Here is a 16,136-nt window from a genome sequence, read left to right as displayed (position 1 = left end):
GGTACGCGGCCGCCGCGGGGCTGTGCCGATCATGTGGAGCAAGGGGCGGCACTCGCACACAGCGCACCTCGTTACCATTCGTGGACGCACAAAAGACGACCACTGACACTTCGAGGGACGGGCTAGCGCGTGGCCGAGGCGGCAGACATCCAAGGGGCGCCCGCCCCTGTCCGGCGCCGATGGCTGCGGCGCGCGATCGTCCTGCTCGCCGGGACTCCCGTGCTGGCCGCTCTCGTCTACGCCCCCGCCCCGCAGGCCGAGGCCGCGCAGGCCTCCTCCGTCGACGTGCAGCTGGTCTCCATGGCGCCCAGTGCCCCTGTGAAGGGCGACACCCTCACCATCGAGGGCACCGTGGTCAACACCGGCTCCGAGACGATCACCGACGCCCACGTCGGCCTGCGGGTCGGCCCCGCGCTCACGGACCGCTCGTCCATCGACGAGACGGCGGACCGCAACGGCTTCCGGGCCGGCGCCGACCCCGGCGAGATCGACTCGGCCTACGCGGTGAAGATCGCCTCCCTGCCGTCGAAGGTCACCCAGAACTTCACGCTCACCGTCCCGGTCAACAAGCTCGAACTCGACAAGGACGGCGTCTACCAGCTCGGTGTCTCCCTGTCCGGGGTGACCGAGAGCCGGCCGTCCGAGCAGGTGCTGGGCATCAAGCGGACCTTCCTGCCCTGGCAGCCCGAGGCCGCCGCCAAGCGCTCACAGCTCACCTACGTCTGGCCGCTGATCTCCGCCACCCGCGTCACGGCCGAGACCGGGTCCGACGAGCTCCAGACACCGGTCTTCCTCGACGACTCCCTCTCCGAGGAGCTCAAGCCGGGCGGCCGCCTGGAGCAGATGGTCACCCTCGGCAAGGACCTGCCGGTCACCTGGGTCATCGATCCCGACCTGCTCTACACGGTCGACGCGATGACCAAGGGCTACCGGGTCCGCGGCGCCAACGGAAAGTCCGTCCAGGGCAAGAACAAGGCCGTCGCCGAGCAGTGGCTGAGCTCCCTGGAAGCGGCCGTCCAGGGCAAGAAGGTCGTCGCGCTGCCGTTCGCCGACCCCGACCTCGCCTCCCTCGCGCACCACGGCAAGGACGTCTCGGGCACCCTGGGGCAGCTGCGCCCGGCCACCGACAAGGCGAAGAACGCCGTGCAGACCGTTCTGCACGTCCCCGCGTCCACCGACTTCTCCTGGCCCGTGAACGGCGCCATCGACCCCTCGATCGTCAACGTGGCCACCTCGGCCGGTGCCCACAACGTCCTGACCCGCAGCGACAGCCTCATGGAGAGCGGCGCCCTCGGCTACACGCCGTCGGCCGCCCGGCCCATCGGGGCCGGTACCACCGCCGTCGTGGCGGACGCCGAGCTGTCCACCGCGTTCGAGGGCGACATGCTGAACGCCGGGCCCTCCACGCTCGCCGTGCAGCGGTTCCTCGCCCACAGCCTCGCCCTGAACCTGCAGAGGACCGACGAGCAGCGCAGCTTCGTCGTGACTCCGCAGCGGATGCCCACCGTCAGCCAGGCGCGGTCCATGGCCGCCGCCATACGCGGCCTCCAGGGCGGCCGCTGGACGCAGCCGGCGGACCTCGAGGCGGCCGCCGCCGCCAAGCCCGACCCGGGCGCCGCCACCCAGGTGCCGGGCGCCGGCCAGTACCCGGAGGACCTGCGCAAGCAGGAGATGCCGGTGTCGGCCTTCGAGAAGATCCGCACCACGCAGAACACGCTCGACCATTTCAAAGTGATCCTCGCCGCACCCGACCGCGTGGAAATCCCCTTCGGCAACACCATCAACCGGGAGATGTCGACCTCCTGGCGAGGACGTCCCGACGAGGCCCGCCTCTACCGGGACCAGGTGCAGGAATACCTGATCGGTCTCACCGAGAAGGTCAAGGTCATCCCCAAGTCCGACGCCACCCTGTCCGGACACAGCGCAACCATCCCGGTCAGCGTCCAGAACAGCCTCGTGCAGGACGTGCACGACCTGGTCCTGCGGGTGAAGTCCGCCAACCCGTCCCGCCTGATGTTCGGCAAGAGCGGCCAGGCGGAGCAGCAGGTCACCGTCCAGGGCGACCACACCCAGACGGTGAAGTTCCCCGCCAACGCCACCGCGAGCGGGCCCGTCGAGGTCACGGCGCAGCTCTTCACCAAGGACGGCATCCCCTACGGCAAGGAACGCCGGTTCACCGTGGAGGCCACCGAGATCACTCCCACCGTGATGCTCGTGATCGCCGGCGGTGTGCTCCTCCTGGTCCTGGCAGGCATCAAGATGTACGCCAGCCGCAAGCGTGTCGCGGCCCGCGCCGCCGCCGAGGAGAGCACGCAGCCGAGTGACGAGTCCCCGGACACCGAACCGCAAAGCACCGAGGGGTCCGGCACGAGTGAGACAGTGGACCGTTGAGCGATGCCGTGGCCGGTCGGCCTGGGGACGATGAGGTGGGGTTTCGATGAACGCGCCGTACGACGGTGACCGCGCGCAGGGCACTGGTGGGCCTGCGCCCTCCCAGGGCACTGCCCCGGGCACCCCGGTGCCCGGGCAGGTTCCCGTGCCTGCGCCCGCGCCGGACCGCGACCCGTATGTCCAGCATGCCTACGACTACGACCCGTACCGGTCCCAGGACCTGTCCGCCCAGGACCCCGTCGACGAGGTCCTCTACGACCGCGCCGCGCACCCGCCGCCGGCACCGGGCACCTTCCAGGAGCCCGGTCCGCTCTACGCGGCGCCGAGTGCGCCCGTGTACTCCCCCGACCCGCGCGTCTGGGCCCAGACCCCGCCGCCCGAGCCGGACGGCCCCTCCCGGCACCTGCCGTACGGCGACCACGCCACCACCACCGAGTTCGTCGGCGTGGACTCGCTCGTCACCCGGGCCTCGGAGGAGCAGCCGGAGCCGGACGCCTTCGCCCACCTCTACCGCGACCAGGAGGCGGCACCCCGTACCCCCGCCGAGGACGTCCCCGTCGCCGCCCCGGCCCCGAGCAAGCCGGCCGGACGTGCCACGAGCCTGCTCAAGTCCAGTGCGCTCATGGCGGCGGGCACGATCGTCTCCCGCATCACCGGCTTCCTGAGAACCCTGGTCATCGCCGCTGCGATCGGCGTCGGCACCTTCAACGACACGTACCAGATCGCCAACACGCTGCCCACGATGATCTACGTGCTCGTCGGCGGCGGCGCCCTCAACGCCGTCTTCATCCCGCAGCTGGTCCGCGCGATGAAGAACGACGACGACGGGGGAGAGGCGTACGCCAACCGGCTGCTGACCCTCGTCGTGGTGCTGCTGGCAGGCATCACCACCATCTGCGTCCTGGCCGCACCGGTGTTCATCACGATGATGTCGCCGAAGATCGCCTCGGACCCCCAACAGATGGATGTGGCCGTCGCGTTCGCGCGCTACTGCCTGCCCACCATGTTCTTCATGGGCGTCCATGTGGTGCTCGGTCAGATCCTGAACGCGCGCGGCCGCTTCGGCGCGATGATGTGGACCCCGGTCCTCAACAACATCGTGGTCATCGCCACCTTCGGCGCCTTCATCTGGGCCTTCGGCGGCTTCACCACCTCCGGCGTCAACGCCACCACCGTCACCCCGGAAGGCGTCCGCCTGCTGGGTCTCGGCACCCTGCTCGGCCTGACCGTCCAGGCCCTCGCGATGCTCCCGTACCTGCGCGACGCGGGCTTCAAGCCGCGCCTGCGCTTCGACTGGAAGGGCCACGGCCTCGGCAAGGCCGCCCGCCTGGCCAAGTGGACGTTCTTCTTCGTCCTCGCCAACCAGGTCGGCCTCGTCATCGTCACCCAGCTCGCCACCTGGGCCGGCTCGGTCGCCGAGGGGCAGGGCCACCCCGGTACCGGTATCACCGCCTACAACTACGCGCTGCTGCTGTGGCAGATGCCGCAGGCGATCATCACCGTTTCCGTCATGACGGCCGTCCTGCCCCGCATCTCGCGCTCCGCCCACGACGGGGACGCCGCCGCGGTCCGCGACGACATCTCCTACGGACTGCGCACCTCGGCCGTCGCGATCGTCCCCTGCGCCTTCGCGTTCCTCGCGCTCGGCGTCCCGATGGCGACCCTGCTCTACGCGGGCTCCGGCTCCGGCGCCCAGAACATCGGCTACGTCCTGATGGCCTTCGGCCTCGGACTGATCCCGTACTCCGTCCAGTACGTCGTCCTGCGCGGCTTCTACGCCTACGAGGACACCCGGACGCCCTTCTACAACACCGTCATCGTCGCCGCCGTCAACGCGGCAGGCTCGGCGGTCTCCTTCTTCGTCCTCCCGGCCCGCTGGGCGGTCGTCGGCATGGCCGCCTCCTACGGTCTCGGCTACGCCGTGGGCGTGGGCGTGGCCTGGCGCCGCCTGCGCACCAGGCTCGGTGGAGACCTCGACGGCGCCCACGTGATGCGCACCTACGCCCGCCTGACCGGGGCCTGCGTCCCGGCCGCCGCCGTGGCCGGCGCAGCCGCCTACGCGGTCACCCAGTGGCTCGGCAGCGGAGTCCTGGGTTCCGCCACCGCCCTGATCGCCGGCGGCATCGCCCTGGCGGCCGTCTTCCTCATCGCCGCCAAGCGGATGCGGATCGAAGAGCTCAACGCGATGGTCGGGATGGTCCGCGGACGTTTGGGGCGCTGATGCGCACAACCGTCGCCCCCTTTCGTGTGTCGTGCATAGCGTCGGACTGTGGGCACAATTGGCATGGCTTCGCAGACTGGCCTACAGCGCGCAACGGATGGGGAGGCAGGAACGACGGTGGCGGAACGTAGCACGGCTGCCGTCGACGTGGCCGACAACGACGGCGACGAGCCGTCTACCGCTCAGGCGGCAAAGGCCACGTCCGACGGGGTGGACACCCAGAACGGACGAGCCGCGGACGGACCCATGCCCGAAAAGGACGGCGAACGCACTAACACGGCCCCCACGGCCGCACCCGAACTCCACAGCGGTCACAAGCTCGCCAGACGCTACCGGCTGGAAGAGTGCGTCACCCGTGTGGACGGATTCAGCAGTTGGCGCGCGATGGACGAGAAGTTGCGCCGGGCCGTGGGCGTGCACCTGATGCCCGCCGACCACTCACGGGCGCGCTCCGTCCTGGCCGCCGCCCGCTCGTCCGCCCTCCTCGGTGACCCGCGCTTCGTGCAGGTGCTCGATGCCGTGGAGGAGAACGACCTCGTCTACGTCGTCCACGAGTGGCTGCCCGATGCCACCGAGCTCACCGCCCTGCTCGCCGCGGGCCCGCTGGAGGCCCACGAGGCCTACCAACTCGTCAGCCAGGTCTCCCAGGCGATGGCCGCCGCGCACCGCGAGGGCCTCGCCCACCTTCGGCTGACGCCGAGCGCGATACTGCGCACGTCCACGGGCCAGTGGCGCATCCGCGGCCTCGCCGTGAACGCCGCTCTGCGCGGCATCACCAGCGAGACCCCGCAGCGCGCCGACACCGAGGCCATCGGCGCTCTGCTGTACGCGGCCCTCACCCAGCGCTGGCCCTACGAGAGCGACGCGTACGGCCTCACCGGGCTGCCCAAGGGCGTCGGCCTGATCGCCCCCGACCAGGTCCGCGCCGGCGTCCACCGGGGCCTGGGCGAACTCGCCATGCGCGCGCTCGCCAACGACGGGGCCACCGCCTCCCGTCAGGAACCGGCCTGCACCACCCCGGAAGAGCTGTCCAAGGCCGTGTCCGCGATGCCCCGCATCCGGCCGCCGGAGCCGGCCTTCACGGCCCCGCCGGAGTACCAGCACACCACCTACCAGCAGGGCAGCTACGGCCGCACCTCGCCCTCCGGCGTGACAACCGCCCAGAGCCTGCCCGTCGCGCCCCCGCCGCCGCCCCTGCAGAGCCGTACCGGCCGCGCCCTCAAGTGGGGTGTCGCCGCCCTGCTCATCGCCGCCCTCGGCCTGGGCAGCTGGCAACTGGCCGACACCCTCCTGGAACGCGGCACCCAGAAGGGCAACAGCGGCACGAGCAACAACACCAAGCCCGACACGGACGACAGCGGGGAGAAGAAGGAGCCGGCCCCGCTCACCATCACGGGTGCCCAGGAGTACGCCCCGGACGGCAAGCCGCAGAACGCCGAGGACGTCGCGAACACGTACGACGCGGACACTGCCAGCTACTGGCGGACCAAGAGCTACATCGACGGACCCGAAGTGAAGATCAAGGACGGCCTCGGCATCGTCTACGACCTCGGGTCCGAGCAGAAGGTCAGCGCAGCGTCGATAGGGCTGAAGTACGGCGGCCCGCACACCACCCTCACGCTGTACGCCACCGACTCCAAGTCCCCCAAGGGATCCGTCGGCTCCATGGAGAAGATCGCCGGGACCACCAGCTCGGAGACCAGCCTCCAGCTGACCGCCGAGAAACCGGTCGAGACCCGGTATGTGCTCGTGTGGATCACCGCCATGCCCCAGGCGCCGGCCGACGACTTCAGCGGTTCGGGCTACAAGCAGGCCATCACGGACGTGAAGTTCTCGGGCTGACCGCACAACCGGGAGGGGCTCACCGTTGAACGACACGACACCCGCCGCGTGCAGCGACCAGGAGCTTCTGGTGCTGCACGTGGGCGGTGATCCCGATGCCTTCGGGGAGCTCGTGCGGCGGCATCGGGACCGGTTGTGGGCCGTGGCGCTGCGGACGCTCGGTGACCGGGAGGAGGCCGCTGACGCCGTGCAGGACGCCCTGGTCTCCGCGTACCGGGCCGCGCACACCTTCCGGGGGGAATCCGCCGTCACCACCTGGCTGCACCGGATCACCGTGAACGCCTGCCTCGACCGTGCCCGCAAGGCCGCCTCCCGCCGGACCGCGCCCCTGGACGACACAGAGCGCCTGGAGAGCCTTCTGGAGCCCCACGAGTCCGCCGAGGCGCCGGCGGAGCGCCAGGACCTCCACCGGCAGCTCCTGGCCGCCCTGAGGACCCTCCCGGACGAGCAGCGGGCCGCCCTGGTCCTCGTCGACATGCAGGGATACCCCGTCGCCGAAGCCGCCGACATCCTCGACGTGCCCACCGGCACGGTGAAAAGCCGGTGCGCGCGCGGCCGGGCGAAACTCCTGCCGCTCCTCACTCATCTGCGCACGAATGCCGGGGATAACACCACCGCCGAGCGGGGAAGGAACCGGACGCCGGGCCCGCCCGTCCCACCAGCGGCCGCACAACCCCGGCAACCAGACCCAGACGCTGTGAAGGGCGGAGGTGGACGACCGTGAGCCCTGCGACTGGCACGCCCGGCACGACCGGCACGATCCGGCACCCGGACGTCTCGGAGATCTCCGACCTGACCGAAGGACTCCTCTCCCCGTCCCGAACCACGGAAATCCGCCGTCACCTCGACGGCTGCGCCCTGTGCGCCGATGTCCGCTCCTCCCTGGAGGAGATCCGCGGGCTCCTCGGCACCCTGCCCGGGCCTGCCCGCATGCCCGGCGACATCGCCGGACGGATCGACGCGGCCCTCGCCGCCGAGGCCCTGCTCGACGCGACCCAGCCGCGGGACCAGGCCACTCCGGCCCCCCGCCCCCGCACGACGCAACGCGCTGTTTCACGTGAAACAGCGCCCGCCGGTCACCCGACCGGCCCAACCGGTCCCGGCCGACGCCGCGCCCGTCGTCGGATCGCCGTCCTCGGCGGCCTGGCCGGCGCCGCCGCGTGCGCCGTGGGCCTCTTCCTCTTCGCCGACTTCGCCGACACCCCCCACCCCAACACCGCGGCCTCGGACTCCGCCGCCCACCCGCCCGTCAGCGCCGCCGCCGGCGGCACCTACACCGCGCAGGGTCTGCGGGACAGCGTCCAGCGGCTCATCGCTTCGGGAACGACTGCGAAGACCGACCCGGGCGAACAGAACAACACGTACGGGCTGGACGACACCACCGGCGCTCCCGGGGTCGCTCCCGGTGGCAAGCGGATGGCGCCTGCGGTCCCCGCCTGCGTCCAGGACGCCACGGGCCGCTCCGATGCGCCGCTCGCCGCCGAACGCGGCAGCTACCAGGGCGCCGCAGTCCACCTGCTCGTCCTGCCGCACCCGGACGACGCCTCGCGTGTGGACGCCTACCTCGTCGACTCCACGTGCGAGAGCACCGGCTCGGCCACTCCGGGGAAGGTCCTCCTGAAGAACACCTATCCGCGAAGCTGACACGTTCACGTCCGCACTGCGACGGGTGGGGAATGCAGGCGCCGTAGGATCCGTTGGGTGGGGTGAGAGTCCGCACCGGCCCCCGGTTGGCAGCAAGCAGTCCGCAGAGACGAGGAAGAAACCCGTGAGCGACGTTCGAAACGTGATCATCATCGGCTCCGGGCCGGCCGGTTACACCGCCGCCCTGTACACCGCACGCGCTTCGCTCAAGCCCCTGGTCTTCGAAGGTGCCGTCACCGCCGGTGGCGCACTGATGAACACCACCGAGGTGGAGAACTTCCCCGGTTTCCAGGACGGCATCATGGGCCCGGACCTGATGGACAACATGCGTGGCCAGGCCGAGCGCTTCGGCGCCGAGCTGGTCCCGGACGACATCGTGGCCGTGGACCTCACCGGCGAGATCAAGACCGTGACCGACACCGCCGGCACCGTGCACCGCGCGAAGGCCGTCATCGTCACCACCGGCTCGCAGCACCGCAAGCTCGGCCTGCCCAACGAGGACGCCCTCTCCGGCCGCGGCGTCTCCTGGTGCGCCACCTGTGACGGGTTCTTCTTCAAGGACCACGACATCGCCGTCGTCGGCGGCGGTGACACCGCGATCGAGGAGGCGACCTTCCTCTCGCGGTTCGCCAAGTCCGTGACGATCGTCCACCGCCGTGACAGCCTGCGCGCCTCCAAGGCCATGCAGGACCGTGCGTTCGCCGACCCGAAGATCAAGTTCGCCTGGGACAGCGAGGTCTCCGAGATCCACGGCGAGCAGAAGCTCACCGGCCTGACCCTGCGCAACACCAAGACCGGTGAGACTTCCGAGCTTCCCGTGACCGGCCTGTTTATCGCCGTCGGCCACGACCCGCGCACCGAGCTCTTCAAGGACCAGCTGGAGCTCGACGACGAGGGCTACCTCAAGGTCGACGCCCCCTCCACCCGTACCAGCGTCACCGGCGTGTTCGGCGCCGGCGACGTCGTGGACCACACGTACCGTCAGGCCATCACGGCCGCGGGCACCGGTTGCTCCGCCGCCCTCGACGCCGAGCGCTTCCTCGCCGCCCTCGCGGACGCGGAGAAGGCGCACGCGGCGGTCTGACCGGTCCCACCCCGCACCAGCCCCACACCCCACCCCGCAGGAAGAACAAGGAGGCCGCTGTGGCCGGCACCCTCAAGAACGTGACCGACGCCGACTTCGACGCCGAGGTCCTCAGGAGCGACAAGCCCGTACTGGTCGACTTCTGGGCCGCCTGGTGCGGACCGTGCCGCCAGATCGCGCCGTCCCTCGAGGCCATCGCCGCCGAGTACGGCGACCAGATCGAGATCGTCAAGCTCAACATCGACGAGAACCCGGCCACCGCCGCCAAGTACGGCGTCATGTCCATCCCGACGCTCAACGTCTACCAGGGCGGCGAGGTCGCCAAGACCATCGTCGGCGCCAAGCCGAAGGCCGCCATCCTGCGCGACCTCGCTGACTTCGTCGAGGTCAAGACCGCCTGACGACGGCCGATGTTTCACGTGAAACGGGCCCGCCCCCTCGCAGGGGGCGGGCCCGTTCCGCGTACGCCATCAGAGCGGCCGTAGCGCCGGCTCCTTTCGGGCGCCGCCCAGCAGCCGGTCCAGAGCCAGCTCGACGTCTTCCTTCCAGGACAGGGTCGACCGCAGCTCCAGCCGCAGCCGGGGATGGGCCGGATGAGGACGTACGGTCTTGAAGCCCACGGCCAGGAGATGGTCGGCCGGCAACAGGCAGGCCGGCCCCTCCCATCGTGCGTCTCCGAAGGCCTCGATCGCGCGGAACCCCCTGCGCAGCAGATCCTTGGCCACCGTCTGCACCATGACCCGGCCCAGCCCCTGCCCCTGGTATCCGGGCATGATCCACCCGGTGATCAGCTGAACGGCGTCCGGCGAGACCGGACTCGTCGGGAAGGCGGTGGCGCGGGGGACGTACGCCGGCGGTGCGTACAGCACGAAGCCCACCGGAACCTCGTCGACGTAGACCACACGGCCGCAGGATCCCCACTCCAGCAGAACAGCGGAGATCCACGCCTCCTTCTCCGTCGCCGAAGTGCCCGCCTTCACGGCCGCCTCACCGCTGACCGGGTCCAGTTCCCAGAAGACGCAGGACCGGCAACGTCGAGGCAGGTCCTGGAGGTTGTCCAGCGTGAGCGGTACCAGCCGACGACCCATGACCGCATCGTATCCACTGGTCCATCGTTCTTCGACAGCAAAGCGAAGGGGCGGATCACGCCGGTTCCCACCGGCACGATCCGCCCCCTCGGCCTACTCGGGGATCACTCCCCGGAGAGGCCCTGATCCAGCACCCGGCCCTCGCCCGGTGCCAGCGTCCCCAGAATCCGCTCCAGATCCTCCATCGAAGCGAATTCGACGGTGATCTTGCCCTTCTTCTGGCCCAGGTCCACCTTCACCCGGGTCTCGAACCGGTCCGACAGCCGCGTCGCCAGCTCGCTGAGCGCCGGCGACACCCGGGCTCCCGCACGCGGACCCTTCGGCTTCACAGCACTCGAAGGCTCCGAGGCCATCAGCGTCACGATCTCCTCGACCGCACGCACCGACAGACCCTCGGCCACGATCCGGTGCGCCAGCCGGTCCTGCTCCGCGGAGTCCTCCACCGACAGCAGCGCCCGCGCATGCCCCGCCGAGAGCACCCCGGCGGCCACCCGGCGCTGCACCGGCGGCGACAGCTTCAGCAGTCGCAGGGTGTTCGACACCTGGGGACGCGAGCGGCCGATCCGGTCGGCCAGCTGGTCGTGCGTGCAGTTGAAGTCCTGGAGCAGCTGGTCGTAGGCCGCAGCCTCTTCCAGCGGGTTGAGCTGAGCCCGGTGCAGGTTCTCCAGCAGGGCGTCCAGCAGCAGCTTCTCGTCGTCCGTCGCACGGATGATCGCCGGAATGGCCTCCAGTCCGGCTTCCCGGCAGGCGCGCCAACGCCGCTCACCCATGATCAGCTCGTAGCGGCCGGGTGCCGACTGGCGCACCACCACCGGCTGGAGCAGACCCACCTCCTGAATGGAGGTCACCAGCTCGGCGAGCGCGTCCTCGTCGAACACCTCGCGCGGCTGCCGCGGGTTCGGGGTGATCGTGTCCATCGGAAGCTCCGCGAACGTCGCTCCCGCCACCATGTTCGCCTCGGGCTCCAGCTCCGGCTCGGGCTCGGCCACCGGGAGGACCGCTAGCGATGTTTCACGTGAAACATCGGCCTGCGCCAGCGCCGCGAGCTTCGCCGCCGCGACCCCTCGCTCGGACGGCAGCTCCGGTACCGCCGTCGGAGATGTGGAACCGGCATTGCTCGCCGGAAGCACCTTCTCCTGCGGAGCCTGCGGGATCAGCGCGGCGAGCCCCCGTCCCAGACCTCTACGTCGCTCACTCACTGGATCCCCTCCGCCATACTCTGCGTGCTGTTCATGCCCGCGCCCAGATGGGCGTGCTGGGACTCGTACTGCATTCCGACCCCCCGATACGCGATCTCTCGCGCCGCCTCCAGATAGGAGAGGGAACCACTGGAACCCGGGTCATACGTGAGCACCGTCTGCCCGTAGCTCGGCGCCTCGGAGATGCGCACCGACCGGGGGATGCTCGTCCGGAGCACCTCCTTGCCGAAGTGGCTGCGCACCTCATCCGCCACCTGCGATGCCAGCCGGGTCCTGCCGTCGTACATCGTCAGCAGGATGGTCGACACGTGGAGGGCCGGGTTGAGGTGGGCCCGCACCAGATCGACGTTGCGCAGCAGCTGGCCCAGGCCCTCCAGCGCGTAGTACTCGCACTGGATCGGGATCAGCACCTCGGCTCCGGCCACCAGGGCGTTCACCGTCAGCAGGCCGAGCGAGGGCGGGCAGTCGATCAGGATGTAGTCGAGGGGCTGGTCGTACGCCTGGATCGCCCGCTGGAGCCGGCTCTCCCTCGCCACCAGTGACACCAGCTCGATCTCCGCACCCGCCAGATCGATCGTGGCCGGAGCACAGAAGAGCCCCTCCACGTCGACCACCGGCTGGACCACCTCCAGCAGCGGCCGGCTGTCCACGAGCACGTGGTAGATGGAGGGCACGTCCGCGTGATGGTCGATTCCCAGAGCGGTGGACGCGTTTCCCTGCGGGTCGAGGTCGACCACGAGGACCCGTGCCCCGTTCAGAGCCAGCGAGGCCGCCAGGTTCACGGTCGTCGTGGTCTTGCCCACGCCGCCCTTCTGGTTGGCGACCACGATGACACGGGTCTGATCCGGGCGCGGCATGGCCGCACCCGAGCGTCCCATCGCCTCCACCGCCAGCTGGGCGGATCGACCGATGGGGGTCTCGTTGTCTACAAGGGGTGGGGGCGATGTTTCACGTGAAACATCCTCACCCACCGGTTCAGAGCGGGGACCGGGGACCGGGTCGGCCATCGGCCCCGCGAGGTTGGCGTCGGACCGCACGGTGTCACTCTCCTCGACATCAGGCTCGCGATGAACAGAGCCTGCCATGTCACCGGGGTCGCGAACCAGCGGGGCCCGTACTCCTGTGGATGAATCCACCGATGTGGACAACTCCGTCCCCCTTGCGTCCTTGCGCTGGAGGGGGGACGCAGCCGCACGACCGCGGCTGATGATTCCGTGCAGCAGAGAGCGACGTTTCACGTGAAACACGATGCCCGGACGGAGTCTTCAGGCCTCTACGACACTCCGAAATGCATACCTATAGGGCCCAACGCAGACGAAATCTCCGCGTGGGCCCCACACAACCAGCGAATCAACGCCGCCGGCGAGTCCGTCCGACCCGGGCGGCCTTAGCCCGCTTGGCCGCGAACCTCACCCCACCGGGGCTCTCTCCGACCTCGACCCGGACCACCGTCGACAGCGGGTCCACCAGACCCTCACCCACCTGCAGCACCGAGGTCTTCACCACACCGAGCTTCGTCAGCGCCGTCTTGGCCGAGACCAGCTCCTCCTCGGCGGTGTCGCCCTTGAGCGCCAGCATCTCCCCGTACGGGCGCAGCAGGGGAACACCCCAGCCGGCCAGCCGGTCCAGCGGAGCCACGGCGCGCGCCGTCACCACGTGTACCGGCTGGAGCTTGCCGAGGACCTCCTCGGCCCGCCCGCGCACCACGGTGACGTGGTCCAGGCCCAGCAGCTCCACGGCCTCCTGGAGGAAGGTCGTCCGCCGCAGCAGCGGCTCGAGCAGTGTGATCTTGAGATCCCGACGCACCAGCGCCAGCGGGATGCCGGGCAGCCCCGCACCCGAGCCCACGTCGCACACGGTGACGCCCTGGGGCACCACCTCCGACAGGACTGCGCAGTTCAGCAGGTGCCGCTCCCAGAGCCGCGGCACCTCGCGCGGCCCGATCAGGCCGCGCTTGACTCCCGCGTCCGCGAGCAGCTCCGCATACCGCACAGCTTCCGGGAAAAACTCACCGAACACCGCGCGCGCCTCTTCAGGCGCCTCGGGAAGCTCAGCTGCCTCCGTCACGGGGACCGTCCTTCCGTACCTCGTGGTCCCGAAGACCACGTATTCAAGATGCCGCGTCGTTCACTTGCCAGGCTGACAAACATCGGCCCCGCCTGCGACACAGACGGGGCCGAACACTCATGCTGGCGATCAGGCCGGGAGCACAACGACGAAGCGCTGCGGCTCCTCGCCCTCGGACTCGCTGCGCAGACCGGCGGCCGCCACGGCGTCGTGGACGACCTTCCGCTCGAAGGGGGTCATCGGAGCCAGCTTCAGCGGCTCTCCGGACGCCTTCACGTCCGCCGCCGCCTTCGCGCCCAGGGCCGCCAGCTCCTCGCGCTTCTTCGCACGGAACCCGGCGATGTCGAGCATCAGCCGGCTGCGGTCCCCGGTCTCCCGGTGCACGGCCAGGCGGGTCAGCTCCTGCAGGGCCTCCAGGACCTCACCATCGCGGCCCACGAGCTTCTGCAGGTCGCGGCTGGCGGAGTCACTGACGATCGACACCGCGGCACGGTCTGCCTCGACGTCCATGTCGATGTCGCCGTCCAGGTCTGCGATGTCCAGCAGACCCTCGAGGTAGTCGGCCGCGATCTCACCCTCCTGCTCGAGGCGGGTCAGGGTGTCGCCACTCTCAGCGGCGGCGGTGGTGGTGCCTTCCGTCACGGGAGGGACTCCTTCTTACTTCTTGGGAGAGGGCTTGCTGGGCGTCTGGCGCTGCGACTTCGTCTGCCGCTTCGGCTGCTGCCGCTTCGCGGCACCACCGCTCGCGGCATCCGAATCCGCCGTGGACTCGGAACTCTTGATCACGGAACCGTCCGCCTGAGCGGCCAGGCCCTGCTTCGACAGGGCCGTGATGAACTTCCGCTCGATGTCGTTGCGGTCCGGGCCCTTGGCCACGATGGCAGCGACGGTCTTCTTCTTGCCCCGGCCCTTGACCTCACCGTGCGAGGTGGCGTGCTTGAGCAGCCGCGTCAGGTACTGGTCCTGCGCCTTGCTGCCCGGCGTCGGGTTCTGGTTGATCACGTACATCTGCTGACCCATGGTCCAGACGTTGGTGGTCAGCCAGTAGACGAGGACACCGACGGGGAAGTTGATACCCATGACCGCGAAGATCACCGGGAAGATGTACATCAGCATCTTCTGCTGCTGCATGAACGGCGTCTTGACCGACAGGTCGACGTTCTTCTGCATCAGCTGACGCTGGGTGTAGAACTGCGACAGCGACATCATGACGATCATGACCGCAGTCACGACCCGGACGTCCGTGAGCGAGGCGCCGAGGGCGGCGACCTTCTCGGAGCTGTCCATGAACTTGGCGGCGATCGGCGCGCCGAAGATCTTGGCCTCACGGGCGCTGTCGACGAGCTGCTGGTTCAGGACGCCGATGGTCTTGCCGTCGGCGATGTTCGCCAGCACGTGGTACAGCGCGAAGAAGAACGGCGACTGCGCCAGGATGGGAAGGCACGAGGAGAGCGGGTTGGTACCCGTCTCCTTGTACAGCTTCATCATCTCTTCGGACTGACGCTGCTTGTCGTTCTTGTAGCGCTCCTGGATCGCCTTCATCTTCGGCTGGAGCGCCTGCATGCCACGCGTCGCCTTGATCTGCTTCACGAAGAGCGGGATCAGGCAGATACGGATCAAGACCACCAGGGACACGATGGACAGGCCCCAGGCCCATCCACTGTCCGGCCCGAAAATTGCCCCGTACAGCGAGTGGAACTGGACGATGATCCAGGAAACGGGTGTGGTGATAAAGCTGAACAGACCGGCGATCGTGTCCACTAATCAGGCTCCTTGAGCATTGCGAGATCTACGCAACGCACTGCGCAGCTGCTCGTGCCAACGCGGGCGTTTACGGGGTGGGACATGGTCCACGCCACCCGGGGACCACGGATTGCACCGCAGGATCCGCCAGGCGGTGAGCGCTGTCCCCTTCACCGCACCATGCCGGTCGATGGCCGTGTACCCGTAGTGCGAACACGACGGGTAATAGCGGCACACCGGCCCGAGCAGCGGACTGATCGTCCACTGGTACAGCTTGATCAAAGCGAGCAGCGGGTACTTCATCGAGCCACGCCTCCCAGGAGCCGCACCAGAGCGGCATCCAGGTCCCGGGCCAGTTCGTCGGGGCCGGCATCGCCCGCTCCGGGCAACGCTCGTACCACCACCAGGCTACCGGCGGGCAGCTGCGAGAGCCGCTCGCGGACCAGATGGCGAAGACGGCGCTTCACCCGGTTCCGTATGACGGCGTTGCCGACGGCCTTGCTGACGACGAAACCCGCACGCGACGAGGGATCGATCTCCCCCGACTCGTGCGGGTCCGTTGCACCGCTTGTACGTAGGTGGACGACGAGGAGTGGGCGACCGGCCCGGCGTCCTCGACGTACCGCGCTCGCGAAGTCCTCGCGCCGCCTCAGCCGATTCTCGGGAGACAGCACGACGTCACGACCCGCGCGCTGTTACGCGGAAAGGGCGGCGCGGCCCTTGGAACGACGGTTCGCGAGGATCGCGCGACCGGCACGGGTACGCATCCGCAGGCGGAAGCCGTGGGTCTTGGCACGACGGCGGTTGTTCGGCTGGAAGGTGCGCTTGCTCACTCGGGGGCTCCAGAGAATGAATCG

Annotated in this window: 16 protein-coding genes; 7 read left to right on the top strand and 9 right to left on the bottom strand. The window is 69.5% G+C overall.

Annotated elements, in window-relative coordinates; all coding sequences use genetic code 11:
• Positions 1–129: 129 nt before the first annotated feature.
• The 7 genes from OHA91_RS19250 (at position 130) to trxA (ending at position 9,583) form a co-directional block, all read left to right on the top strand.
• Positions 130–2,391, top strand: a complete 2,262-nt coding sequence (locus tag OHA91_RS19250; RefSeq protein WP_266499428.1) for a DUF6049 family protein — start codon at positions 130–132, stop codon at positions 2,389–2,391.
• 46 nt (positions 2,392–2,437) lie between these two features.
• The gene (murJ, locus tag OHA91_RS19245) at positions 2,438–4,612 is read left to right on the top strand and encodes a murein biosynthesis integral membrane protein MurJ (RefSeq protein WP_031156039.1); all 2,175 of its coding nucleotides are present in this window, start codon (positions 2,438–2,440) and stop codon (positions 4,610–4,612) included.
• A 117-nt stretch (positions 4,613–4,729) separates the two neighbouring features.
• On the top strand, positions 4,730–6,454 hold the full coding sequence (locus OHA91_RS19240; RefSeq protein WP_031156038.1) for a protein kinase family protein: 1,725 nt from the start codon (positions 4,730–4,732) through the stop codon (positions 6,452–6,454).
• A gap of 25 nt (positions 6,455–6,479) precedes the next feature.
• Complete coding sequence (gene sigM / locus OHA91_RS19235) at positions 6,480–7,178, top strand: RNA polymerase sigma factor SigM (protein WP_266499424.1); 699 nt, start codon at positions 6,480–6,482, stop codon at positions 7,176–7,178.
• On the top strand, positions 7,175–8,098 hold the full coding sequence (locus OHA91_RS19230) for an anti-sigma factor (RefSeq protein WP_266499421.1): 924 nt from the start codon (positions 7,175–7,177) through the stop codon (positions 8,096–8,098). The genes sigM and OHA91_RS19230 overlap by 4 nt, the downstream gene beginning before the upstream one ends.
• 124 nt (positions 8,099–8,222) lie before the next feature.
• Positions 8,223–9,182: a thioredoxin-disulfide reductase gene (trxB, locus tag OHA91_RS19225; RefSeq protein ID WP_266499418.1), complete on the top strand. Its 960-nt coding sequence runs from the start codon at positions 8,223–8,225 to the stop codon at positions 9,180–9,182.
• 59 nt (positions 9,183–9,241) lie between these two features.
• On the top strand, positions 9,242–9,583 hold the full coding sequence (trxA, locus tag OHA91_RS19220; RefSeq protein ID WP_030839308.1) for a thioredoxin: 342 nt from the start codon (positions 9,242–9,244) through the stop codon (positions 9,581–9,583).
• A 69-nt stretch (positions 9,584–9,652) separates the two neighbouring features.
• Here the strand turns inward: trxA and OHA91_RS19215 are convergent, their stop codons facing one another.
• From OHA91_RS19215 to rpmH, 9 genes are all read right to left on the bottom strand, one after another.
• Positions 9,653–10,270 carry a GNAT family N-acetyltransferase gene (locus OHA91_RS19215; protein WP_031156030.1) on the bottom strand — a complete coding sequence of 206 codons (618 nt, stop codon included), beginning with the start codon at positions 10,268–10,270 and terminating at the stop codon, positions 9,653–9,655.
• Between the two features lie 104 nt (positions 10,271–10,374).
• Positions 10,375–11,469, bottom strand: coding sequence for a ParB/RepB/Spo0J family partition protein (locus tag OHA91_RS19210; RefSeq protein ID WP_328739660.1), 1,095 nt, complete (start codon positions 11,467–11,469; stop codon positions 10,375–10,377).
• The gene (locus OHA91_RS19205; RefSeq protein ID WP_078959535.1) at positions 11,466–12,554 is read right to left on the bottom strand and encodes a ParA family protein; all 1,089 of its coding nucleotides are present in this window, start codon (positions 12,552–12,554) and stop codon (positions 11,466–11,468) included. Before OHA91_RS19205 ends, OHA91_RS19210 begins: the two co-directional genes overlap by 4 nt.
• A gap of 265 nt (positions 12,555–12,819) precedes the next feature.
• Positions 12,820–13,536: a 16S rRNA (guanine(527)-N(7))-methyltransferase RsmG gene (gene rsmG, locus OHA91_RS19200; protein ID WP_030647475.1), complete on the bottom strand. Its 717-nt coding sequence runs from the start codon at positions 13,534–13,536 to the stop codon at positions 12,820–12,822.
• A 129-nt stretch (positions 13,537–13,665) separates the two neighbouring features.
• Entirely contained in the window at positions 13,666–14,178 is a 513-nt protein-coding gene (locus OHA91_RS19195) for a Jag family protein (RefSeq protein WP_030025736.1), read from the bottom strand.
• Between the two features lie 15 nt (positions 14,179–14,193).
• Entirely contained in the window at positions 14,194–15,297 is a 1,104-nt protein-coding gene (gene yidC / locus OHA91_RS19190; RefSeq protein ID WP_031156022.1) for a membrane protein insertase YidC, read from the bottom strand.
• A 3-nt stretch (positions 15,298–15,300) separates the two neighbouring features.
• Positions 15,301–15,582 (bottom strand): membrane protein insertion efficiency factor YidD, encoded by a 282-nt coding sequence (gene yidD / locus OHA91_RS19185; protein WP_076043740.1) that lies wholly within the window; start codon positions 15,580–15,582, stop codon positions 15,301–15,303.
• The gene (gene rnpA, locus OHA91_RS19180) at positions 15,579–15,953 is read right to left on the bottom strand and encodes a ribonuclease P protein component (RefSeq protein WP_078848045.1); all 375 of its coding nucleotides are present in this window, start codon (positions 15,951–15,953) and stop codon (positions 15,579–15,581) included. Before rnpA ends, yidD begins: the two co-directional genes overlap by 4 nt.
• Before the next feature lie 21 nt (positions 15,954–15,974).
• Entirely contained in the window at positions 15,975–16,112 is a 138-nt protein-coding gene (gene rpmH, locus OHA91_RS19175; RefSeq protein WP_018547628.1) for a 50S ribosomal protein L34, read from the bottom strand.
• Positions 16,113–16,136: the final 24 nt, after the last annotated feature.

The organism is Streptomyces erythrochromogenes, assembly GCF_036170895.1.
Taxonomy (GTDB): Bacteria; Actinomycetota; Actinomycetes; order Streptomycetales; family Streptomycetaceae; genus Streptomyces; species Streptomyces erythrochromogenes.
Note: the sequence above shows the minus strand (reverse complement) of the source record. Positions and strands in the feature narration are given on the sequence as shown.